A 22,668-nucleotide genomic window follows, 5' to 3' on the forward strand; every position below is an offset into this window, starting at 1 on the left:
ATGTCCGAATCTAACGCGAAGTCTGCTCGAATGTGATCGTTTGGCCGGGAAAATTGACAGGAACAATCACTGGGTTGATCCTGGGTACGTGCTGCCCGAGGCGAATCGAATCTCCATCCCCGCAAGCCATCTGGCCGCCGGATCCCATCTCGCCGGCGAGGTGTCCACCCAGCCCGACGACTGGGCCCGCGCCGCCGCCACCGCCGCCGCGCACCGCCACCTGCTGCCCGTCTCGGGCGAACGGGTGGCCGTAGTCGGCTGCGGCACCTCGCTGTTCATGGCCCGCGCCTTCGCGGCACTGCGCGAATCCGCCGGGCAGGGGCTCACCGACGCGTGGCCCGCGAGCGATCCGCGCCTGCGCGATCTCGCGGGGATCGGCCGCGGCTACGACCGCTATCTGGTGATCTGCCGCTCCGGCACCACCACCGAGGTGCTGGACGCCGTCTCCGCACTGCCCGAGGAGATTCCGCGCACGGTCATCAGCTCCAGCCCCGCCACGCCGGTGCTGGAGCTGGCCGACCCCATCCTCATCGACGAGGTGGACGAGCGGTCGGTGGTGCAAACCCGGTTCGCCACAACAACGCTGGCGCTGCTGCGCTGGCACCTCGGTGAGGATCTGCGTCCGGTGATCGCGCAGGCCCGGGCCGTGCTGGCCGACTACGAGCCCGATGCGCTGAACGGTGTCCGCCATGCCGAGCAGATCACCTTTGTGGGAATGGATTTCGCCGCCGCGCTCGCCGACGAGGCGGCATTGAAGCTGCGCGAATCGTGCCGCTCCTGGACCGAGTCCTACCTGTCCACCGAGTACCGGCACGGCCCCATCAGCATCGCCGGGCCCGGCCGCGCGGTGTGGGCACTGGGCCCACAGCCGCCCGGCCTGGCCGACGACATCCGCGCCGCCGGAGCGCATGTCGAGCACCGCGACATCGACCCCATGGCCGAGCTGGTACGGGTGCACCTGCTGTGCCTGCTGCGGGCCGCCGACCTGGGTTTGGACCCCGATCACCCGCGCAACCTGACGCGATCGGTCATCCTGGGCTGATGGGTGTGCCGTGATGGCTGACGCAGCAACGGATCTGGTGCTCGCCGTGGACGTCGGGGGCGGCACCACCAAGGCCGAGATCACCGACGCGGGCGGCGCCGTCCGATGTGCGGCAACCGTCGGGACACCGCGCGGCGAGGGAGCCTTCGATGCCATCGAACGGCTCGGCGCGGAGCTGCTGGCGACCCTGCCGCCGGACCACCGGCGGCGGGTGGCACGGGCTGCGGTGGTCCTGCCCGGGCTGGTCGACGCCGACCGCGGCATCGCGGTCTTCAGCAGCAATCTCGGCTGGCGGAATGTGAAGGTGGGCAATCGTTTCACCGACCGCTGGGGCCTGCCGGTGCTCATCGACCACGACGTGACCGTGGCGGGCTGGGCCGAATGGCGTTTCGGCGCGGGCCGCGGCCTCGACGATGTCTGTGTGCTGATCCTCGGTACCGGCATCAGCGGCACGCTGTCGGTGGGCGGCCGCCTGGTGCGCACCCCCGCCGGGCAGATCGGCCACGCGCAGGCCGGGGAATACGGCCACATCCCGGTGCGCTACCGCGACGGCCTGCCCTGCCCGTGCGGCAATACCGGCTGCGTCGAGACGGTCGCGTCGGGACCGGCCATCGCCCGCGCCTACGCCGCGAGCACCGGCCGCGAAATCAGCTGCGCGGAAACCGTTTTCGCCGCCGTCGACGCCGATCCGCAGGCGCGGGCGGTGATCGACGATGCCATCGACGCGCTGGCCGCGGGCCTGCTGGGCGTCGTGCACGCGAGTTGCCCCGAGCTGATCGTGCTCGGTGGGGGCCTGGCCCGCGCGGGCGTGGTCCTCACCGACGGCCTGCACGCCCGGCTCACCACCCTGCTGCGGGTGGCGCCTGTTCCACGGATCACATTGGGCGAGTTCGGCATTCGCGCGGGGCTGATCGGCGCGGCCCACCTGGCGCGGACGGGTGAACTGCGATGACCGGCCGGCGCGGACTCGAATTGCGCGGCCGGGTGGTGACCCGGGCGGGGGTGCTGGAGGACGGTGTCGTCTCGATCCGGGGCGAGCGGGTGGCCGCGGTGCGGCCGGCCACCGAATGGGCCACGACCCACCGCGAACTACCGCCCGAATACGCGGGCACGATCGTCCCCGGCCTGGTGGACATCCACACCCACGGCGGTTTCGGCCACCGCTTCGATACCGAGGATCCGGCGGAGGCGCGCGCGGCCGCGGCCTTCCACCATCGGCGGGGCTCGACCAGCGTGCTCGCCAGCCTGGTGACCGCCGCGCCCGACACCATGGTGGCCCAGGCCGCCACACTGCGGACGCTCGCCGCGGACGGGGCCATCGCCGGTATCCATGTCGAGGGCCCGTTCCTGTCCCGGACCCGCTGCGGGGCACACGATCTCGGCTGTCTCATCGATCCGGATCCCGCGCTGATCGACCGTCTGCTGCGAGCCGCGGAGGGCAGCCTGCGGGTCATGACCCTGGCCCCCGAACGTGCCGGATTCGACACCGCCGCCAAACAATTGGCCGACAGCGGCGTGGTGGTCGCGGTCGGCCACAGCGATTCGAGCTTCGCCCGCTTCCGGGCGGCGCTGAGCCCGGAGGGGTCCGCCACCCTGGTCACCCATCTCGCCAACGGCATGCCGCCGCTGCATCATCGGGCGCCCGGGCCGGTGGCGGCGGGCCTGGTCGCGGCGGCCGAGCGGCAGGCCTTCGTCGAGGTCATCGGGGACGGCGTGCACGTCGATTCCGGTTTCGGCGCCCTGGTTTTCGCCACCGCCCCCGACCGCGTGGTGCTGGTCACCGATGCCATGCAGGCAGCGGGCATGCCGGACGGCCAGTACCGGCTAGGACCACGGCCGGTCACCGTGACCGACGGCGTGGCCCGGGTGCCGGGCGGCTCGCTGGCGGGCGGCACCGCGACGCTGCTGCACTGCCTGCGCTGGGCGGTGCGCGAGTGCGGCGTCCCGCTGTACGACGCCGTCGCGGCCGTCACCTCCACCCCCGCCGACGCCGCCGGGCTGGATCAGGTCGGCGACCTGCGGCCGGGCCTGTACGCCGACGCCGCTGTGCTCGACGACGACCTGAACCTACGGCGGGTGCTGCGGCGGGGACGGTGGCTGGCGTGATCCTCACCGTCACCATGAATCCCGCCTACGATCTGACCTACCGGCTCGAACGCCTGGAGCGCGGGCGCGCCCAGCGGGTGCTCTCGGTCGAGCAGCGCCTGGGCGGCAAGGGCATCAATGTCACCCGCATCCTGTGCCAGCTCGGCAGCTGTGTGCGGGCAACGGGATTCGCCGACCACACCTTCGCCGCGGCGGCCGCCGCGGAATTTCCCGCCGACTTCGTGCCCGCCCTGCCGTGGGTCCGGCGCACCCTGGTGATCAGTGAATCCCGCGACGGCACCGCCACCGGCCTGTGGGAGCCGGGTGCGTATGTGCACGAACCGCACGCCGTGGACCGGCTGCTGGATCGCGTCGCTTTCCTGCTACCCGAGCTGCGCGGGCTGGTGATCTCCGGATCGCTGCCCGGCGGGGTGGACGACGCGGTGCCCGCCGACCTGGTACGCACGGCCGTCGCGGCGGGCGTGCCGGCCGTATGCGATGTCGACGGTCCGGCATTGAAGCTCGCGGCCACCGTCCCCGGCGTCGTGCTCACACCCAATCAGGATGAGCTGGAACGCCTCACCGGCGTGGTCGCCGAGACCCCGCAGGCCGTGGCGGCGGCCGCCGGTCCACTGCTGGCGGCCGGTGTCCGCGCCGTGGTCGCGACCCGCGGCCCGGCCGGAGTGATCGCGGTGACGGCATCCGGGGCCTGGTCGGCGACGCTGCCGGAACCGTTGGCGGGCAATCCGACCGGCGCGGGCGATGCCGCCGCGGCCGCCGTGATCCGCGCGCTGGCCGCCCCGGGCGAGCCGGACTGGCCGGCCCTGCTCACCGATGCCGTCGCGACCTCCGCGGCGGCCGTGGTGATCCCGGTGGCGGGCGAGATCGACCTGACGCTCCGTGACCGCCTCACCCCCGCCGTCCAGGTCACCGCACTGGTCACGGAGTCCCGGCCGTGACGCTGGTCCCGCTCCCCGAGCTGCTCGCCGCCGCCCGTCCCGGCGGGCTGGGCGCGTTCAATGTCATCACCCTGGAACACGCGCAGGCCATCGCCGCCGCGGCCGAGTCCACGAATCGGCCTGCCGTGCTCCAGATTTCGGAGAACACCGTCCACTACCACCGGGGCCTGAAGCCGCTCGCGCACGCCTGCCTGCACCTGGCCGCCGACAGCGCCGCCGACCTCGCGGTCCATCTGGATCACGCCACCTCCCGCGAATTGATCACGCAGGCGGTGGAACTCGGCATCACCTCGGTCATGTACGACGGCTCCGCCCTCGACTACACCGCCAATGTCGAGGCCACCGCGGCCATCACCCGCTGGTGCCACGACCGGGGCGTGCACGTGGAGGCCGAACTGGGCGCGATCGGCGGCAAGGACGGCGCCCACACCCCCGGTGTGCGCACCGATCCCGACGAGGCCGTGGCCTTCGTCTCGTCGACCGGGGTGGACGCCCTGGCCGTGGCGGTCGGTTCCGCCCACGCCATGCGCACCCGGGATGCCGTGCTGGACACCGAGCTGATCGCCGCCCTGGCCGCGAAACTCCCGGTCCCCCTGGTACTGCACGGATCGTCGGGCGTCTCCGACGCCGGCCTGCGCGCGGCCGTACGGCACGGCATGGCGAAGATCAATATCGCGACCCGCCTGAATATCGCACTGGCCGAATCGGTTCGGTCGACCCTCGCCACGCACCCGGATCTCTCCGACCCGCGCCGATATCTGGGCCCCGGCCGGATCGCGATCCAGCACGAGGTCGAGCACTACCTTCGCGTCCTGTCCCTCGAACGGGGGATACCGGGTCCCGCGCAGGCGTGACGATCGGCTCGCGGAACTGTCCTACGCTGCCCGGGAATCGCCACTTCGGCAGTAGGAGGCCCCTTGTTCGGCAGACGTGGATTCCTGACGGGAGCAGCAGCATCGGTGACGGTGGCGGTGGCCGCCACCGCGACCGGACCGGCGCCCAGGGCCCGGGCCGATGTGGACCCGGCCAAACCGAACATCCTCGTCGTCATCGTCGACGAGATGCGCGCGCCCGCCTGGTTCCCCGATCAGCGGACCCTGGATCTGCTGCTTCCCAACCTGGCCCGCATCCGGCACGGCAGCGTCTCGTTCGAGCAGCACTACACCGCCGCCAACGACTGCACCGCCTCCCGCGGCGCGCTGGTGACCGGGCTCTACAGCCACCAGACCGGCTGCATGGTGGTCTCGGAATCGACGCTCTCCCCGCGCTTCCCGACCTGGGGTTCCATGCTGCGCGAGCAGGGCTACGAGACGACCTGGTGGGGCAAGTGGCATCTGGGCCACTACCCGGACCGCACGCCGGGCGCGCTGGACGCCTACGGGTTCGGCGGCGGCACCTACCCGTCGCCGAACGGCGCGCCGGGGCAGGGGTTGCAGGCCGATCCGAAGATCGTCGACGACTTCGTGGACTGGTTCGAACACGATTCCGGCGGATCGCCGTGGTGCACCACGGTGTCACTGGTGAATCCGCACGACATCCAGTACTGGCCGCGCTGGACCCGCCGGGACCAGGCCAACCTCGACATTCCGCGCTGGATGGACCAGTTGCCCGCGAATTTCGAGTCGCTGGAACAGCTTTCGGCCAAGCCGCGGCTGCAGATGGCACTGGTGCAGGCGTCGGTGGTGGCGTTCGGGCTCGCACCCTACGGCACGCCCGAGGCCACCCAGGCCTGGATCGACATGCGCAACCTGTACCTATGGCTGCAGCAGCAGGTCGACGGGCAGATCGGCCGGGTGCTCGACACGCTGTACTCGCGACCGGACGTCGCCGCCAATACCGTCATCGTGTTCACCTCCGATCACGGCGATTACGCCGGATCGCACGGGTTGCACGGCAAGGGCGGCGGCGTCTACGACGAGGCGGTCCGGGTGCCGCTGTACGTGCACGACCCGCGCGGATACCTCAGCCCCACCGATTCCACCAGTGCACGCACACAACTCACCTCCAGCGTCGACCTCACGCCCCTGCTGCTGACCATCGCCACCGGCGGCGCGGACTGGCGGGCCGGGGACCGCTACGAGCACCTGCGGGGCCGCCTGGACCTGGCGGCCCTGTGCCGCGATGCCTCCGCCGCCGGGCGCCCGTGGATCGCGCACACCACCGACGAGTCCACCATCGAGGAGGCGGCGATCCTGTTCGACCACAACGCACCCGGCCACGTGGCCATGGTGCGCACGGCCGACGCCAAGTTCGCCTCCTACTCGAAGTGGCTGGACGGCCGCATCCAGATCGACGCGTCGGCCGAGCAGGAATTCGAGCTCTACGACTACTCCACCGAGAACGGCCGCCTGGAGCTCGACAATCAGGCGGCGAGCGGAAATCCGCTGCGGGACACCATGGCACAGCTGCTGGCGCAGGCCATCGACACCGAGATCCAGCAGCCGCTGCCCGGGTATCTGAAGGACGCCCAGGAGCAGGGCATCGACGACTACGTGCAATCCAACCGCAGCATCGCCGCGCGCGCCGAGCGCCTGGGCAACTTCCTGGAGGACTTCCTCACGCCGAAGTGACGAACTCGCGCAGGGTGATCGGCGGGTGGCCGGTGAACCGCTCGATGGATTCGGTCACGCGGAAGAGCTCGTGACCGGATCCGATGGCGGCGAACATGGTCCACAGGTGGGTCAGGTGCTCGACGGCCACCGCGTCGCGGTAGACGGTCATGGCCCACTCGGCCCACTCGCCCGGATCGACGTTCCGGTAAGGGACGCCGAACAATTCGGCGGCCTCGGCGACGGTCATGATCTCGCCGGCCAGCCACAGCACCGGATCCACCGGGCCCTCGGTGCGCAGCACGCCCGCCCCGACCCCGGCCACATCCGCGCCCGCGATGAGCGGCAGCACGGTGTCGGGCGAGCCGAGCGGCAGCGCCAGCTCCCCGCGGTCGCCGATGGCCACCCGCAGGTTCTCGTAGAACACCGCCGCGCGCAGGTGCACCGCGCCGATGCCGGCGTTGTCGAGCACCTGTTCGGCCACCCAGTGCCGCCGCATGTGCGGGGTGCCCGCCTGCGGATCGGAGCCGAGCTGTGAGGTCGCGACCACGCGCTGTAGCCCGGCCTGACGGCCGACGGCCGCGAGAACCGCTGTGGCGTCGATCATTCCGGCGGTCACCGGATAGGTGAAGTAGGCCCGGCGCACGCCCTGCAGCGCGGGTGTCACGGCGGTGATCTCGCGCAGATCGCCGACGACGACCTCCGCGCCAAGGTCCTTCAGCTCGGCCGCACGGCCGTCATCGCTGTGCACGAAGGCGCGCACCGGCAGTCCCGCGCGCAACAGGGTTTCGGCCACCAGCCGGCCGGTGCCGCCCTGGCTTCCACCGGCCGCGCCGGTGACGAGAATCGGTTCCATTGCTCTGCTCCTCACGCCGTCGCCGGCAACCGCAGTTCGAAGGCCCCGCGCGCGGCGAGGCGGGTCAGGAAGTCCGCCGCGTCGAAAGCCGCACCGGGACTGGAGACTCCGGGCTTGGCCTCGCCCTCGGTGAGCCGCACCGCGGCTTCCACCGACGCCAGCGCGGCCGCCGACCACAGGTCCCGGCCGGTCAGCGTCCCGGCCGCGGAGCCGGCCGGCGCGAGAACCTGTGCGGCGATCATGAATTCGCTCGCGGCGCGGGCGGCCGCGTCCACCTGCTCACTGGCGAAGGCCTGGTCCTCCTCGAACGTGCGCGAGGTCAGCTGGGCCTCCACCGCTCGGGTGCGGGTGTGCCGGGGCACCGTGACCGCCTCCGGGAACGGTACGGGCGCGATCATGGGCCGCGGCCCGACCGGCGGCGGGAACGCGAAGATCGCCTGCCGCGGTTCCACGAATCCGTACCGCTGCTCGCCGTCCTCGTAACCGATGCGATCGGTGTCGGCGAACAGCAGCCGCGCGGTCTCCACCGCGCCGTGGGTCATCATCCAGTTGGTGACGTTGTAGGCCACCGTGATCCGGTCGATGTCGGGAATCCCGCGTGCGACCGCCCCGGCCAGCAGATCACCCAGTCCCCCATAGAAACTCACACTCGGCAGCATGGTGATCCCGGCCCGTTGCGCGGGCTCGGTGAAGCTGTCGAACAGCCGCTTGACGTGGTGCACCTCCACCGCGTGATCGACATAGTGGCAACCGCCCTCGACGGCGGCGGTGGCGACCGGCAGTCCGGTGGTGGCGAAGGGCCCCGCACAGTGGATGATCACGTCGGCGGCCTCGGCCAGCGCGCGCAATGCCGCCGGATCATCCAGCGCGGCGGGCATCACCCGCGAATAACCCAGGGCAGCGAGAGCATCCGGATCCCGCCCGGATACCACCACCTCCTTTCCCCGTGCGGTGAGATCAGCGGCGACTAGGCGACCGGTGTGACCGGTGGCCCCATAGATGGCGAATACGGTCATGAAAGATCAACTCTTTTGATTCGACGGACAATTCGAACGTCAGTTCATGAATATAGACCGCCGCGCCGACGAAAAATCATCGCTCGTCGCCCGGGAATTTCGATTCCTGGATCTCCGTACCCCGGAGCCAGGTCAGGAACGCAGGCGTACGGGCAACCGCTTCAGGCCGTGGATCACGGCATTCGGATACCACCGCAGCTCGGAGTCGTCGACGGCCAGCGTGATGTCCGGAAATCGCTGCAGCAGTGCGGTGAAGGCCACCCGGCCCTCGAGGCGGGCCAGGGGCGCGCCGACACAGTAGTGGATGCCGTAGCCGAAGCCCAGGTGGCCGGTGCGGTCGGCCGCGGGGTCGACGCGGTGCGGATCGGTGAAGTGGCGCGGGTCGCGATTGGCGGCGGCCAGGGCCACCAGGACCATTTCGCCCTCGGGAATGACGGTGCCGCCCACGGTGATCGCCTCGCTGGTGAAGCGCAGGGTGGCCATGTCGACCGGGCCGTCGAAACGGAGGAATTCCTCGACCGCGGCGGGGATCAGGTCCGGGTTCTCGCGCAGCCGTTCCAGCCAGGGACGGTCGCGCAGCAGGGCGAGCATGCCGTTGCCGACCAGGTTCACCGTGGTCTCGTGCCCGGCGACCAGGAGCAGCAGTGCCATGCCGATGAGCTCGCCCTCGTCGAGCTCGGCGTCGTCACCGACGAGCGCCGAGAGCACATCCTCGCCGGGCTCGGCCCGCTTGCGCCGCAGCATCTTCCGCAGGAACGCCACCATCTCGTCGTGTGCCCGGGCCCGGTCCACATCCGGCTCCAGGGTGCCGACGAGGGCCTTCGTCCACTCGCGGAAGGTGCCGTGGTCCTCGATGTCCACATCCAGCAGGTGACAGATCACCGCCACCGGCAGCGGCACCGCGAAGGCCTGCAGCAGATCCACCCGCTCGTGCGCGGCCATGGCGTCGAGCAGGTCGTTCGCCGTCCGTTCGATGATGGGCTGCAGGGCGGCCACCCGGCGCGCGGTGAACGCCTGGGACACCGCCTTGCGCAGCCGGGTGTGGGTGGGCGGATCGGCATTGAGCATGTGCCGCAGGCCGTCGTGGGTGCGCGGCCCCGCCCAGGTCCCGGCGTACTTGCGCGCGATCACCGCTTCCAGCCGGTCGATGTCCTTGCACAGCCGCGGATCCGCCAGCGCCGCGCGCGCCTCCTCGTAGCCGATGATGAGCCAGCGGTCCACGCCGTCGCCGAAATGCACCCGGTGGACCGGGCCGTGCTCGCGCCAAAGCCGGTAATACGCATGCGGATTGGCGAAGAAGTGGTCGCCGAGCAGCTCGGTCACCCTTCCGACGGTACGGGAAGTCAGCGCTTGGCGGCGGCGCGTTCCCGCATGCGGTTGAGGGTCAGCCGCCAGAAGGTGGTGGCCAGGTCGACCGGAAGGCGGGGTGTGGCGGCGCGTTTGGTCATCTCCAGTCGGGCCTTGCGCATGATCTCGGCCGGCGCCTTGTCCGGGTGACCGGTGTCGAACGGCGGGTGCGGGTCGTATTCGATGTAGAGCTGAGTTATCTGCGCGACCTGCTCCCCCGCAATCCGGCCGACCAGCCACAGCCCGAGATCGATTCCGGCGGAAACCCCGGCGGCGGTGACGATCTTGCCGCTGTGCACGATCCGGTCGTGCGGGCGCGACTCGGCCCCGAACGCGGCCAGGGCGGGCTGGGCGGCCCAGTGCGTGGTGGCGGGATGACCGCGCAGGATGTCCGCGGCGGCCAGGATCAGCGCGCCGGAACAGACCGAGGTGGTCCACTGCGTGTTCGGGTGCACGGCCCGCAGCCACTCGATGAGCTCGCGGTTGGCCATGGCCTCGGTGGTCGCGGCCTCGGATCCGCCGACCAGCACCAGATCCGGTGCGGGCGTCTCGGCGAAGGTGTGGGTCGCGCCCAGCGCCAGCACCCCGCTGTCGGAGACGATCGGGCCGACTTCATTGGAGACGAACCGCAATTCGCTGTCCGGAATCATCCGCAGCACCTCGTACGGCCCGATCGCGTCCAGCACGGTCATGCCCGGGTAGAGCACGATGGCGATCTGGAATGTCATGGGACACTCCCCCTTTCAGAAAGTGGTGAACCGGGCGCGGTACTCGCCCGGCGGTATGCCCAGCTGACGGTGGAAGATTCGGTACAGGGTCTCGGGGCTCCCTAGCCCGACGGCGGCGGCGATCCGGTCCAGGGGCTGGTCGGTGGTCTCCAGCAGGCGCCGGGCCGCGGCCACGCGGACCTGCTCGACATAGCGGGCGGGGGTGGTCCCCGTCTCGCCGGCGAAGACGCGAGAGAAGTGCCGGATGCTCATGCCGACCCGCCCGGCCAGCGCGGGCAGCGAGAGATCGGCCTCCGGATTCTCCTCCATCCAGACCTGCAGCGCCCGTAGCGAATTCCGCTTCGGCGGGTTGGCCGCGAGCGGCGCGCTGAACTGGCTCTGTCCGCCGGGCCGGTGCAGGTACACCACCATCCAGCGCGCCACCTCGCGCGCCAGGTCCGGCCCGTGGTCGGCGGCCACGATGGCCAGCGCCAGGTCGATGCCCGCGGTCACCCCGGCCGAGGTCCACATCGGCCCGTCGCGCACATAGATGCGGTCGGGTTCGGTGGTGATGGCAGGGAACTGCTCGGCCAGCAGCTCGCCGCCCGCCCAGTGTGTGGTGGCGCGGCGGCCGTCCAGCAGTCCCGCCCGCGCCAGCAGGAAGGTGCCCGAACAGACCGAGCCGACCCGATCCGATCCGGCGGCCAGCCGCCGGATGCCGGTCACCAGCTCGGCGTCCCCGGCCGCGGCCCAGACGGTCAACCCGCCCACCACGAGCAGCGTGTCCAGCGGTCCGTCCCAGGTGTCGAGCCCGTGCGCCGCGGTCACCTCGATGCCACACGAGGACCGCACCGGACCGGCCTGCGCGGCTGCCAGTTCGACTCGGTAGCCCGGGGTCGCGCCGAGCGCGGCCGCCCCGGTGAACACGTCGGCGGGCCCGGCGAGATCGGTCAGCTGGAACCCGTCGAAGACCACGATCAGCACCACCCGCATGCCTTCAGCCTGCGGTCTCCGCCCGATGGCGTCAATGACACGACTCTTGCAGATTCGGCCATTCGACAATAGCCCGGACGTTGCTGGCCGAACCGGCATGAGCTGAATCACCCCGGCCCGCTTGATATGAATGCGGGGTGGCCCGACACCTTTTCCTGTGCCCCCTGCGGTGGTCCGATATGGACGCCGACGGGCATGTGCACAATGCGGCGCACCTGCGCTACCTGGAGGAATCCCGCATCGACCTGTTCTGGACGCGGGGTTTCGGCGGCGCCAATGTGGTCGCGCAGATGGACATCGACTACCTGACGCCGCTGCGCTACCGCCAGGAGCCGGTGCGGGTGGAGACCTGGGTGACCAAGATCGGCGCCTCGTCGTTCGCGCTGCAGCAGGAGATCCGGGACGAGGACGTGGTGTACTCCACGGCCGTGTGCACCATGGTCGCCTTCGACCAGGCCACCCAGAGGTCGCGCCCACTGCCCGAGGATCAGCGCCACCTGCTGAAGGATCTGGAAGCCTGATGCACACCTACGACATCCAGCTGCGCCGGACCGACATCGACGCGCAGCAGCACCTCAACAATGTGGTGTTCGCCCAGTACCTGGACGAGGCCCGCTCGGATCTGCTGGGCCGCTACGAATCTCTGCGGGGTGGCTCCGAATCTCTGCGGGGTGGCTTCGAATCTCTGGCGGGTAGCCACGAATCCGGCGGGGCCGCGTGGCGGGTGGTGGTGGCGGGCCAGCGCCTGTCCTATCGCATGCCGCTGCTCTTCCGAGCCGCGCCGGTCACCGTCACCTCGGTCGTGGAACGCATCGGCACCACCTCGTTCACCCTGGCCCACGAGGTCCGCGACGCCGAATACCTGTATCTTTCCGCCACTTCCACGCTGGTCGCCATCGACGACGGCGCGCCACGCCCGCTGACACGCGGGGAACGCGAATATCTGATGACCTTGGCGGCTCCGCGCGCTTAGACTTGTTCGTATCGCCTGGTCAGCGTTGCAAGGGGTACATCATGGCCAAGATGACCATTGTCGAGTTGCTCGACGTTTTCAAAGGTATGACGCTGCTGGAGCTTTCAGAGTTCCTGAAGGCGTTCGAGGAAGAGTTCGGTGTCACCGCCGCGCCACCCGTGGCCGTCCAGGCCGTGGCGGACGCGCCCCCGGCCGAGGCGGCGGACGAGCAGAGCGAATTCGACCTCGTCCTGGAATCTTTCGGGGACAAGAAGATTCAGGTCATCAAGGCCATGCGGGAGATCATTCCCGGCCTCGGCCTCAAGGAGGCCAAGGACCTGGTCGAGGCAGCCCCCAAGGCGGTCCTGGAGAAGGTCGACAAGGATGCCGCCGAGGCGGCCCGGATCAGGCTCGAGGCCGCCGGGGCCCGCGCCGCCCTCCGCTGATCAGTAGCGCACAGCGCTGTTCGGTCCTGTGCGAGTGTGGCCCCGGCGGGACGCCGGAGCCACCCTCGCCGACGCGACTACCCTTGCGCGCCACCGGGTTCGAAGCCGGGCGGCAGGTAGCGTCGCCGTTCCTGCTGCATGCGCTCGACATCCTCGGCGCTCAACGCGGCGAACGCGGCCTCACGGCGCTGGAACAGCTCGGCGCGCTGCTCCTCGGTGAGTTCTCGCATCCGGGCCTCGCGCTGCTGGGCGAGCCGGGTGAATTCCTCCAGCGTCATGGGCTGATTCATGGCCACCATCTCCTCGATCAATCGCAGGAACTCCAGTGCCGACGGCTCGGCCGTGCGGTCGAGGCCGTCGCGCACACCGAGCAGGCGGGCGCGCAGGCGCAGTGCCTGTGCGATCCGGCGGTCGAGCACCTCGAGCTGCTGGCGGACCAGGTCCCGGGGGTCCTGATCCGGAGCATCGGCGAGCACGCCCGCGATCTCCTCGAGCGTGAACCCGAACTCCCGCAACGCGATCACGCGATGCAGCCGCCGCACGTCCGCCGCGCCGTAGCAGCGATGCCCGCCACCGGTGCGCGAGGACGCCGTCACCAGCCCGAGCCGGTCGTAGTGATGCAGCGTCCGCACGGTCACCCCGGTCTCCCGGGCCAATTCCCCGACCCGCCAGGTCCGCTCATCCATCGCGCCTCCCTTTCGGTGTGCTCCACCCACGCTAAAACCTGACGTTACGTCGGTTTCAAGCGTGAGCCCGGTCACACATTCCCGATCGCGACCTGATATTTTTCGGCTATGACGGTCGATTGGATGTCGACGGGTGGCGAACCGCCACCAGGGCTTCGGCCGACTCCCGGCGCGCACTGCACCCGGCTGCACCTACGCGCCGAATAACGAAAACGCCCGCTGCCCCGGATGATTCGGGACGGCGGGCGTCGGCTCCGTGACGTGGCGGCGGCCGGGGCTCAGCGGGAGCTGTGGGCGCCCAGCGCGGCGCTGAAGATCGCGGCGCGGGCGCGCGTGGACCGCAGGTTGGCCCGCTCCTGCGCGGTCAGCGCCGAGCGGGAACGCTCTGCGAGGACCGAGAGCACGGTCAGCGGATTACGAGAGAAGTTGATGAAAGCCATGACAGCCCTCCTTCCGGAGTTGCGCCGGCGTAATACCGATTGCACAAACCTCGCGGGTTGCGAGGCACAGATCAGCAATTATGGCCCGCCTCCGACCTTTTGGTCAAGTTCCGTTCACCTTCCGTTCACCTTAGGAGAACAATGCCGGATTCGAGCTCTGTGGGATTGCCGCCCTTGACTCTCGGGGATGGCGAACGGGACGCGCTACGTGAACTGGCGCGGTTCCCGCTCCTGGATGCCATCTACGGGCGGCGCTCCCGTCGCTTTCCGCTGGGCGGGAACATCCCGGCCGGGCCGCTGGCCTTCACCAGCAAGCACGCGCCGCGCGCGCTGAGCGAGCTGGAGCGGGCGGTGGTGCTCAATACCGTTGCGGGCTGGACCGGCTGGCATTTCGGCATCAGCCACCATCCCGGCTACGCGCCCGCGTGGCCGAACTACAGCGGGTCGGCGACGGGACGCACCTTCGCCTCGGCGGCCGGATTCCACACCAGCGAGTTCTTCTTCACCGACGACTCCGGGACCTACTTCCTGCCGACCCGCGACGCCGCGCCGACGGCGGCCTACGCCGAGGGCGACGGTGCGGCCGAGGCCCAGCTGAACGCGCTGCTGGCGCGGGTGATCCGGTTGTCGGACAAGCGCATTCATATTCCGCGCAAGGAGCCGTATCTGGAGGGCCACAACACCTGGATCGCCAATCACCCCGGCTCGCTGCTGGTGATTCCGGTCGCGGATGTGGCCCAGCAGCTGCTCGCCAATATCGCGTTCTTCGTCCAGAACGGGTTCGCGCTGTACGACGACATCAACAAGCGGGAGCTCCCGGGCGTCGAAAAGTACCGGGACCGTTTGCGTTTCACCGATCCGATTCCGCTCAGCTTCGTCGAGCAATACTCGCTGACCGAGGCCACCGCCGAACTCATGGCGGCGGTGGTGAACGGCCACCTGCTGCTCGGGGCCATGGGTTTGGGCGGGTGGACCTTCGACGGCATCGACCGGCTCACCGTGCTGGGGGCCTCCGGCGATCCGGAGGTCCCGGGCCTGGGGTTCCGCTATGACGCCGATCCGGACTGGCCGTTCCCCAATCCCACCGGACTGCTCGGGGTGTTCGAGGCGTTCTGCCGTCCGCACCACGAGTCCATGGCCGCCGCGGTCGAGGCGCTGGCCGAGCGCAAGTTCGGGCCGGGCGGGCCGTACCACCCGGCGACGCCGGGACCCTTCGCCGACACCCCGGGCGTGCGCGGCGCCGCCGCGCCGTGGGACCGCCGCTTCCGCGAATTCGTCGCTCGCCAAGCGACTTACATCGACGAGACGTTCGGGAAGTTCCCGGGCACGGTGCCCACGGTCTGGATCATGAACTATCTCCAGGCCCAGCACATCGACCTGGACTTCTACGACACGCTGCTCAGCGAGACCGCTTACCTGTCCACCCACCGCGAGCACCACGGCGTCTGGCACGGCTCACGCTGAGGCGCGCTGTCCTTCCACATCGGCGCGCAGTCCTACCGCCTCCGCGAGCCGGCGGTGGGACTCCAGGCGGGCGGTGCGGTCGTAAGTGCTGGTGTGGACCAGGAATTCGTCGGCGCCGGTGCGGTGCACCAGACGGTCCAGGTCGGCGAGGACCTCGGATGCGGTGCCGTGGATATGGCCGCGCAGGGCTTCCTCGAACAGGGTGCGCTGGCGGTCGGTCATGGGCTCGCGCTCGATGAGCTCGAGCGGGCTCAGGGGCGGGAATTCGCCGTGGGTGCGGGACCAGGCTGCCGACCAGGCCTCGGGTAGGAGCAGGCGGCGGGACTGCTCGGTGGTGTCGGCGATGACGACCGAGCCCGACAGGACGACATACGGTTCGCCGCCACCGGGGCCCGGGCGAAAGCCGGTGCGGTACCGCTCGATCGCCTCGACCATGGCGTCCGCACCGGAGACGGGCGCAATGACCAGGGGCAGGCCGAAGCGGGCGGCACGCTCGGCCCCGGAACCGGTGGCGAGCAGGAAGGCGGGCACCCGCAGGCCCTCCGCGGGCCAGGCGTGCACGCCCTGGCGGCCACCCGCGAAATAGGCCAGCAGCTCGGACAATTGGGCGTCGAAGTCCTCGGCGTCGCGCCGGTCGTGGCCCAGGGCGCGGCGCACGCCGCCGGTGAAGCCGACCGAGCGGCCCAGGCCCATATCGATGCGGCCGGGATACAGCGATTCCAGGACACCGAACTGTTCGGCGACGATCAGCGGCTGATGATTGGGCAGCATGACGCCACCGGCGCCGACGCGGATGCGGGAGGTGGCCGCGGCAATGGCGGCGGCCAGGACCGTCGGCGCGGACCCGGCCACGCCGGGCACGCTGTGGTGTTCGGAGACCCAGAAGCGGTGGTAGCCCCACTCTTCGGCGAGACGGGCGAACTCGACGGTCTCGCGCAGAGCCTCCGGATGTGCCTGGCCCACGCGCACCCGGGAGCGGTCCAGGATGGAGAAGCGGATCGCCCGCAGTGCCGGAGTCATGGTCAGTGCCAACGCAGGCGGCGGGCTTTCATTCCGGGCGCGCGACCCGGGTCACAGCGGCGGCGGTGGGAGGAAGCCGGTGGCGACATAGAAGTCGAGGTAGCGGTTCAGGGTGACACGGTCGGCGCCCGGACAGGCGGAGTCCGGATCGCTGGGAGCCCCGGTCACCTCGGCCGAATAGTTGACGGTGAGTGCGGCCGCCCGCACCAGCAGGTCGTCGGCTCCGGGTTGTTCGGCCGCGGTCAACAGTGCGGTCGCGAATTCCGCCGGGTCGACGAGGTCGATCCGATAGCCGCGACCCAAGAGTTCGTCGCGAATGGCCTCGAGGGACAGGGTCAGTCCGGGCAGCAGGTCGACGGTGCCGGGCCCTGCGGGTTCGGCTGCCGCGGCCACGATGGCCGCGGCAGCCTGGTCGACGGGCAGCATGGCGACCTCGCCGTCCGGCAGCTCGGGTGCGAGGCCGAGGACCAGCATGGCGCGCAGCATGGTCCACCAGGCGTCGTCGGTGCCGGCCGCGCCGGTACGGGAATCGCCGGTGATCAGGCCAGGGCGGTAGACGCGAGCGGGCAGGCCGCGGTCGGCGGCGGTCCGGACGAGGTGTTCGGCAACCCATTTCGTAGCGACGTAACCCGGCAACGTCTGCGGGAGCGGGGCGTCGGCGACCGAGGCGGTCGAGATGTAGTGGACCGGTTTGCAGCGACCCACCGTGGCCAGCCGCAGGACCTCCACCGTGCCGCTGACGTTGGCGGCGCGCATGTGGGCATACGGCGCGAGGTGGTTGACAAGGGCGGCGTTGTGGTAGATCACGTCGATCCGCAGGGTTAGTTCGGTGAACTCCGCCGGGGTCAGGCCGAGCCAGGGTCGGGTGAGATCGCCAGGGACAGCGGCGATTCGATGGACATGGGCGGAGATGTCGATGCCATAGCGGGTGGCGTTCGCGGAGATCCGGTCGTGTGCGGCGGAGACATCGCGGGCGCGTGCGAGGCAATAGATGGTGGCGGTGGTTCGGTCGAGCAGCTCCCGCAGCAGGAAGGCGCCGAGGAATCCGGTTGCGCCGGTGAGCAGAATGGCGGCGGGTTCGCCCGGGCGAAGCGCGGGGAGGCCCGCGGCGGTGATCTCCGGGGCCAGGGCCGTGTCGGCCGAGGGGTCGGGTTCATCGCCGATCGGGGCCGAGTCCGCCCGCAGGGCGGCGGCGAGTTCCCGCACCTGCGGATGGGCGAAGAGGTGAGTGAGCGGTACCGGAAGGCCGAGCCGTTCGGCCAGGGCGGCGCGAACCCGGATGGCGGACAGGGAGTTTCCGCCCAGGGCGAAGAAGTCGTCCTCACGGCCGACCCGATCGATGCCCAGTTCCGCACTGAGCACATCCGCAATGGCCTGTTCTTCGGGTGTCTCCGGCGCACGGTATTCCCGCACCGGAAGTTCTGGATCGGGCAGCGCCGCCCGGTCCAGCTTGCCCGTCGGCCCGAGAGGGAAGGCTTCGACCACGATCAGCTGGGCGGGCATCATGTAGCCGGGCAGCCGCTTTCGGGCTGCCGCCAGCACGTCGGAGAGGTCCGGGTCGGCCACGCCGGTGCGCAGGTATCCCACCAGCCGCTCCCGGCGGATCGCGACAACCGCCTCGGCGACGGCAGGGTGCGTGCGCAGTGCGGCCTCCACCTCACCTGGCTCGATGCGCAGGCCGTGCAGCTCGAGCTGGAAATCCGTGCGGCCCAGGTATTCCAGGCCACCACAGCGGGTACGCCGGACCAGGTCACCGGTGCGGTACATGCGCTCCCCTGCGACGTTGAAGGGATCGGCTACGAAGTGATCCGCCGTAGTACCGGCCTGTCCGAGGTAGCCGCGGGCGAGTTGAGCACCCGCGACGTACAGCTCACCGGGCGTGCCCACGGGCACGGGGTGCAGGCGGGAATCGAGCACGTAGGCGCGCGAATTCCAGTGCGGCGCACCGATGGACACCGGTGCATCGCCCAAGTGCGTGACCTCGACGCCGGTCACGGAAATCGTCGCCTCGGTGGGCCCGTACAGGTTGTGCAGCCGGGCCGGGCCGGCGGCGGTGAACCGCGCGATCAGCTCGGCGGGCAGGGCTTCACCACCGGCCCACACCACACGCAGTGCCGCGAAGGCCCCGGCCGGGGCATGGTCCAGCAGCGCGCGCAGCAGGGACGGGACGGCGAGGAAAGCCGACACCCGGTGGCGGGCCATGAGATCGGCCAGGTGTTCCGGATCGGTGCGGCCCGGCCCCGACGGGATCACCAGGTGCGCGCCCACGGCGAGCGGGACCGTGGCGCCGATGAGGGAGGCGTCGAAGGTGGCGGGCACCAGCTGGAGGTAGGTATCGCGTTCGGTCAGCTGGTATTCGGCGGTGAAGAACGCGATGTAGCCGGCCAGGGCGGCATGCGGGACGCCGACGGCCTTGGGGCGGCCGGTGGATCCGGATGTGAAGATCACATAGGCGAGGTCCTGTTCACGCAGCGGCCGCAGCCGGTCGGCGTCGGTCACCGGATCGGCGGAGAACTCGGACAGCTCAGCGGGATTCAGGAGATCGGCGGTCACCGTGCACACGGGCGCGGCCGTGGCCACCATGGCCTCGATGCGGTCGGCGGGCTGGCCGGGGTCGATCGGCATGAACGCGCCACCGGCCTGCACGATGGCGTAGAGGCATACCACCAGATCGGGGCCGGGATCCAGCGTCGCGCCGACCCTGGCGCCGGGACCGACGCCCAGCCCGATCAGCTTGCGTGCCAATCGATTCGATCGCTCGGCGAGCTCTCGATAGGTCAGCGCGACGCCGTCTCCGGTCACCGCAATCGTGTCGGGGGTTCGCTGGGACTGGTCCATGAACGCCTCGAACATGAACCTGTGTCGCACTGTGTGATTCGGCCCGGTCGCCGCGAAGGTCGCGAGTTCGGCGGCCTCGGTCAGGGGCAGGTCCCCGACCGCCCGCTCCGGGTCGACGGCGACCGCGGCGAGCAGCGCGGTCAGCCGCCGGCCGAGCCGGGCGATGGTCGGATCGTCGAACAGATCGACGGCGTATCGCCACGAACAGCTCAGTCCCGCAGCGCCTTCGGAGTCGCGCTGCGGGACGACCGTCAGTTGCAGATCGAAGGGTGAGAAGGTCTCACCGAGGTCGGCCACGGTGACCGTCAGACCGGGCAGCCGCAGCACCTGATCGCCGAATTCCTGGAATGACAGGGCCACCTGGAACAGCGGATGATGCGCCCGGCTGCGCGGCGGGTCCAGGTCGGCCACCAGCCGTTCGAAGGGCAGTTCAGCATGGGCGAGGGCGGCCAGGTCGGTATCGCGCACCCGGTCGAGCAGGCGGGCGAAGCTCTCGCCCGGGTCGATGCGGGTGCGCAGGACCAGGGTATTGACGAACATGCCGACCACATCGTCGAGCTCGGGTTCGCCGCGGCCCGCGACCGGCGCTCCCACCGCCACGTCCGTGGTTCCGGCCAGCCGGGCCAGCACGACCGCCAGCGCCGCGTGCACCAGCATGAACACGGACATGCCGCGCGCACGGGCCAGTTCCTCCAGCGCCCGGTGCAGGGTGGCGTCCACCCGGAAGTGCTGGGCCGCACCGCGATGCGACGCCACCGGTGGGCGCGGGCGATCGGTGGGCAGGTCCAGCAGTGGGGGCAGGCCCGCCAGCGCCTCGCGCCAGTGCCGCAGTCGAGTCGCCAGCAGTGAGCCGGGATCCGATGCCACGCCCAGCAATTCGCGCTGCCAGATCGCGTAGTCGGCGTACTGCACACGCAGTGGCGGCCAGTCGGGGACTGTGCCTCGGGTGCGGGCGGTGTAGGCGGTCATGAGGTCGCGGGTCAGCGGGACCATGGAGAAGCCGTCAGCGGCCAGGTGGTGGATCACGACGGCCAGCACGTGCTCGCGGTCGGCGGTCCGGAACAGCCGCAGACGCACCGGGACCTCGCCGGTGACGTCGAATCCCGTGCCCGACATCGTGATCAGCTGCGGCCGCACCTCGGTCTCCGCGATATCGACCGGTGCCAGATCGAACCGGACTGCGGCGGTGGGCAGGATGTCCTGATAGCCGGTGCCATGGTGCTCGGGATAGCTCGTACGCAGCGCCTCGTGCCGGTCGAGCAGATCACGCACGGCGAGTTCCAGAGCCACCGTGTCGAGTTCGCCGGACAGGCGCAGTGCGAACGGAATGTTGTAGGTCGCCGATCCCGGGTCCAGACGCGCCAGAAACCACAGGCGCTGCTGCGTCGGCGACAGCGGCACCCGGGTCGCGCGGTGCGACCGCGCGGTCAGCGGTGGCCGGGCGCCGCCCTCGAGCCCGTCGACGGCCGCCGCCAGCGCGGCCACCGTCGAATTCTCGAAGATCAACTGCACGGGCACCCGGGTCCCCCGATCCGCACCCAGGCGTCCGGCCAATCGGATGGCGAGGAGGGAGTTTCCACCGAGCTCGAAGAAGTCGTCGGCCGCGCCGATCCGGCCCACCCCGAGCAGCTCCGCGAAGGCGGCGGCCACGGCACGCTCGCCGGCGGTCAGCGACGGCCGGTACGGGCGCGCGGCGACGATGGGCTCGGGCAGGGCGGCCCGATCCAGCTTCCCGGACGGAGTCTGTGGAACGGCGTCGATCACGGTGATGGCGGCGGGGACGGCATGGCGTGGAAGCTGTTGCCGCGCATACTCGGCCAGGCTCGCGGTATCCACGACGGTGTCCGCCGCGGGCACCACGTACGACACCACACCGTCGGCTCCGCTGCGCAGGCGACGTACGAAAGTGGTTGCGAAGGCCACGGATTCGTGTGCGGACAGGACGGCGTCGATCCCATCGAGCTCCACCCGGATGCCCCGGATCTGCACCTGCGAATCGTTGCGGCCCAGGTATTGCAGCACGGGGACACCGGCGCGGCCGCTGATCCACCGCACCACGTCACCGGTCCGATAGAGGCGCTCCCCCTTGCCATTCGGGTGCGCCACGAAGCGGGCGGCGGTCAGCCCGGGACGCTCGTGATACCCGCGCGCCAGGCCCGGCCCGGCCAGATACAGCTCACCGGCCACCGCCGTCGGCACCGGCCGTAGGCGGGGGTCCAGGACGAGAGCGGTCACCCCGGCGATCGGTCCACCGATATCGACGGTGTCCACGGTGGCCAGCGCGGTGCTGATGGTCGCGGCGACGGTGGTTTCGGTCGGGCCGTAGAGATTGAAGAAGGACCGTCCCGGGGACCAGCGTGCGACCAGATCCGGTGGGCACTCCTCGCCGCCCGCGACCACCACCGCCAGGTCGGCCAGCCCGCTCGCCTCCAGTCCGGCCAGGGCGGCCGGGGTCAGGAAGGCGTGCGTCACCCGCTCGGCGCGCAGCAGGTCCGCGAGTTCGCCACCGCCATAGCAGTCCGCGGGCGCGAGCACCATGGTCGCGCCGGCTCCGACGGCCAGCAGCAGTTCGAGCACAGCGGCGTCGAAACTCGGGGAGGCGAAGTGCAGGGTGCGGGACTCGGCGGTGACGGCGAAGCGACGGGACTGGTCGGCGCAGAGTCCGGCGAGACCGGAATGCGTGACCGCCACGCCTTTCGGGGCCCCGGTCGACCCGGAGGTGTAGATGACATACGCGATATCCCGGCCGTGCAGGCGGCGGGTGCGTTCGGTGAAGTGCAGGGATTCGGCCGAGGCGTCGGCGAGGAGCGCGGCGCAGTGGGGCGCGTCGAGTTCGAGCCAGTCGAGGTCGGCGCCGAGCCGGTCGCGGAGTGCGGCCAGGGTGAGCCCGCTGCGCGCGCCCGCGTCGGCGAGCATGTGCGCCACCCGATCCGGCGGATAGCCGGGGTCGACCGGCACGAAGGCCGCCCCCGATTTCGCCACCGCCCAGACCGCGACCACAGCCTCGGGCGAGCGCGGCAGCGCCAGCACCACCCGGTCGCCCGGGCCCAGCCCCCGGGCCACCAGCACCCGCGCCAAGCGGGTGGATCGCTCGTCGAGCTCGGCATAGGTCAGCGACTGCGCGCCCGCGCGCAGTGCTATCCCAAACGGATTACCCTCCGCCGCCGCGGCCAGCAGCTGGGGCAACAGTCGGATCCGTGGGTCGCGGCGGCCATGCGTGTTTCTCGCCTGACCCACCGCAGAAACATCGGCGCGCACCGGTTCCTAC

At 70.6% G+C, this 22,668-nt stretch carries 19 protein-coding genes; 10 read left to right on the forward strand and 9 right to left on the reverse strand.

Annotation, left to right across the window (positions count from 1 at the left end; genetic code table 11):
* The first annotated feature begins 88 nt into the window (after positions 1 to 88).
* The 6 genes from ABZ909_RS19520 (at position 89) to ABZ909_RS19545 (ending at position 6,656) form a co-directional block, all read left to right on the forward strand.
* Positions 89 to 1,042, forward strand: a complete 954-nt coding sequence (locus tag ABZ909_RS19520; RefSeq protein ID WP_357001360.1) for a sugar isomerase — start codon at positions 89 to 91, stop codon at positions 1,040 to 1,042.
* Between the two features lie 13 nt (positions 1,043 to 1,055).
* Positions 1,056 to 1,994, forward strand: a complete 939-nt coding sequence (locus ABZ909_RS19525; protein WP_357001362.1) for an ROK family protein — start codon at positions 1,056 to 1,058, stop codon at positions 1,992 to 1,994.
* Complete coding sequence (locus tag ABZ909_RS19530; protein ID WP_357001365.1) at positions 1,991 to 3,148, forward strand: amidohydrolase family protein; 1,158 nt, start codon at positions 1,991 to 1,993, stop codon at positions 3,146 to 3,148. Before ABZ909_RS19525 ends, ABZ909_RS19530 begins: the two co-directional genes overlap by 4 nt.
* Positions 3,145 to 4,086, forward strand: coding sequence for a hexose kinase (locus ABZ909_RS19535; RefSeq protein ID WP_357001367.1), 942 nt, complete (start codon positions 3,145 to 3,147; stop codon positions 4,084 to 4,086). Before ABZ909_RS19530 ends, ABZ909_RS19535 begins: the two co-directional genes overlap by 4 nt.
* A complete protein-coding gene (locus tag ABZ909_RS19540; protein WP_357001370.1) occupies positions 4,083 to 4,940 on the forward strand; it encodes a class II fructose-bisphosphate aldolase in 858 nt (285 codons plus the stop codon). The genes ABZ909_RS19535 and ABZ909_RS19540 overlap by 4 nt, the downstream gene beginning before the upstream one ends.
* Before the next feature lie 63 nt (positions 4,941 to 5,003).
* Positions 5,004 to 6,656, forward strand: coding sequence for a sulfatase-like hydrolase/transferase (locus ABZ909_RS19545; protein WP_357001373.1), 1,653 nt, complete (start codon positions 5,004 to 5,006; stop codon positions 6,654 to 6,656).
* Here ABZ909_RS19545 and ABZ909_RS19550 read toward each other — a convergent pair.
* The 5 genes from ABZ909_RS19550 to ABZ909_RS19570 form a co-directional block, all read right to left on the reverse strand.
* Complete coding sequence (locus ABZ909_RS19550) at positions 6,643 to 7,491, reverse strand: NAD(P)H-binding protein (protein WP_357001375.1); 849 nt, start codon at positions 7,489 to 7,491, stop codon at positions 6,643 to 6,645. The two genes, ABZ909_RS19545 and ABZ909_RS19550, sit on opposite strands and share 14 nt — an antisense overlap.
* An 11-nt stretch (positions 7,492 to 7,502) precedes the next feature.
* Positions 7,503 to 8,507 carry a saccharopine dehydrogenase NADP-binding domain-containing protein gene (locus ABZ909_RS19555; protein ID WP_357001378.1) on the reverse strand — a complete coding sequence of 335 codons (1,005 nt, stop codon included), beginning with the start codon at positions 8,505 to 8,507 and terminating at the stop codon, positions 7,503 to 7,505.
* Between the two features lie 132 nt (positions 8,508 to 8,639).
* Positions 8,640 to 9,830, reverse strand: coding sequence for a cytochrome P450 (locus ABZ909_RS19560; protein WP_357001380.1), 1,191 nt, complete (start codon positions 9,828 to 9,830; stop codon positions 8,640 to 8,642).
* 20 nt (positions 9,831 to 9,850) lie between these two features.
* Entirely contained in the window at positions 9,851 to 10,582 is a 732-nt protein-coding gene (locus ABZ909_RS19565) for a DJ-1/PfpI family protein (RefSeq protein WP_357001383.1), read from the reverse strand.
* Positions 10,583 to 10,597: 15 nt separating this feature from the next.
* Positions 10,598 to 11,554: a GlxA family transcriptional regulator gene (locus ABZ909_RS19570; protein ID WP_357001385.1), complete on the reverse strand. Its 957-nt coding sequence runs from the start codon at positions 11,552 to 11,554 to the stop codon at positions 10,598 to 10,600.
* 137 nt (positions 11,555 to 11,691) lie between these two features.
* On the opposite strand from ABZ909_RS19570, the gene ABZ909_RS19575 reads away from it, so the two are divergent.
* Genes ABZ909_RS19575 through rplL form a run of 3 tightly spaced genes read left to right on the forward strand, consistent with a single transcriptional unit; the run spans position 11,692 to position 12,952 of the window.
* Positions 11,692 to 12,075 (forward strand): thioesterase family protein, encoded by a 384-nt coding sequence (locus ABZ909_RS19575; protein ID WP_357001388.1) that lies wholly within the window; start codon positions 11,692 to 11,694, stop codon positions 12,073 to 12,075.
* Complete coding sequence (locus ABZ909_RS19580) at positions 12,075 to 12,527, forward strand: thioesterase family protein (RefSeq protein ID WP_357001391.1); 453 nt, start codon at positions 12,075 to 12,077, stop codon at positions 12,525 to 12,527. Before ABZ909_RS19575 ends, ABZ909_RS19580 begins: the two co-directional genes overlap by 1 nt.
* 41 nt (positions 12,528 to 12,568) lie before the next feature.
* A complete protein-coding gene (gene rplL, locus ABZ909_RS19585) occupies positions 12,569 to 12,952 on the forward strand; it encodes a 50S ribosomal protein L7/L12 (protein WP_357001394.1) in 384 nt (127 codons plus the stop codon).
* A gap of 77 nt (positions 12,953 to 13,029) precedes the next feature.
* Here the strand turns inward: rplL and ABZ909_RS19590 are convergent, their stop codons facing one another.
* Entirely contained in the window at positions 13,030 to 13,638 is a 609-nt protein-coding gene (locus ABZ909_RS19590; protein ID WP_357001397.1) for a MerR family transcriptional regulator, read from the reverse strand.
* A 278-nt stretch (positions 13,639 to 13,916) separates the two neighbouring features.
* Positions 13,917 to 14,078, reverse strand: a complete 162-nt coding sequence (locus ABZ909_RS19595; RefSeq protein WP_357001399.1) for a hypothetical protein — start codon at positions 14,076 to 14,078, stop codon at positions 13,917 to 13,919.
* Between the two features lie 141 nt (positions 14,079 to 14,219).
* Here ABZ909_RS19595 and ABZ909_RS19600 point away from each other — a divergent pair, with 141 nt between their 5' ends.
* A complete protein-coding gene (locus ABZ909_RS19600; RefSeq protein WP_357001401.1) occupies positions 14,220 to 15,542 on the forward strand; it encodes a hypothetical protein in 1,323 nt (440 codons plus the stop codon).
* On the opposite strand, the gene ABZ909_RS19605 is transcribed toward ABZ909_RS19600, so the two are convergent.
* On the reverse strand, positions 15,534 to 16,562 hold the full coding sequence (locus ABZ909_RS19605) for an LLM class flavin-dependent oxidoreductase (RefSeq protein ID WP_357001403.1): 1,029 nt from the start codon (positions 16,560 to 16,562) through the stop codon (positions 15,534 to 15,536). The genes ABZ909_RS19600 and ABZ909_RS19605 overlap by 9 nt on opposite strands.
* A 51-nt stretch (positions 16,563 to 16,613) precedes the next feature.
* Positions 16,614 to 22,586, reverse strand: coding sequence for an amino acid adenylation domain-containing protein (locus ABZ909_RS19610; protein ID WP_357001406.1), 5,973 nt, complete (start codon positions 22,584 to 22,586; stop codon positions 16,614 to 16,616).
* Positions 22,587 to 22,668 lie beyond the last annotated feature (82 nt).

Origin of the sequence: Nocardia sp. NPDC046763 (genome assembly GCF_040645495.1) — a bacterium.
GTDB lineage: Bacteria > Actinomycetota > Actinomycetes > Mycobacteriales > Mycobacteriaceae > Nocardia.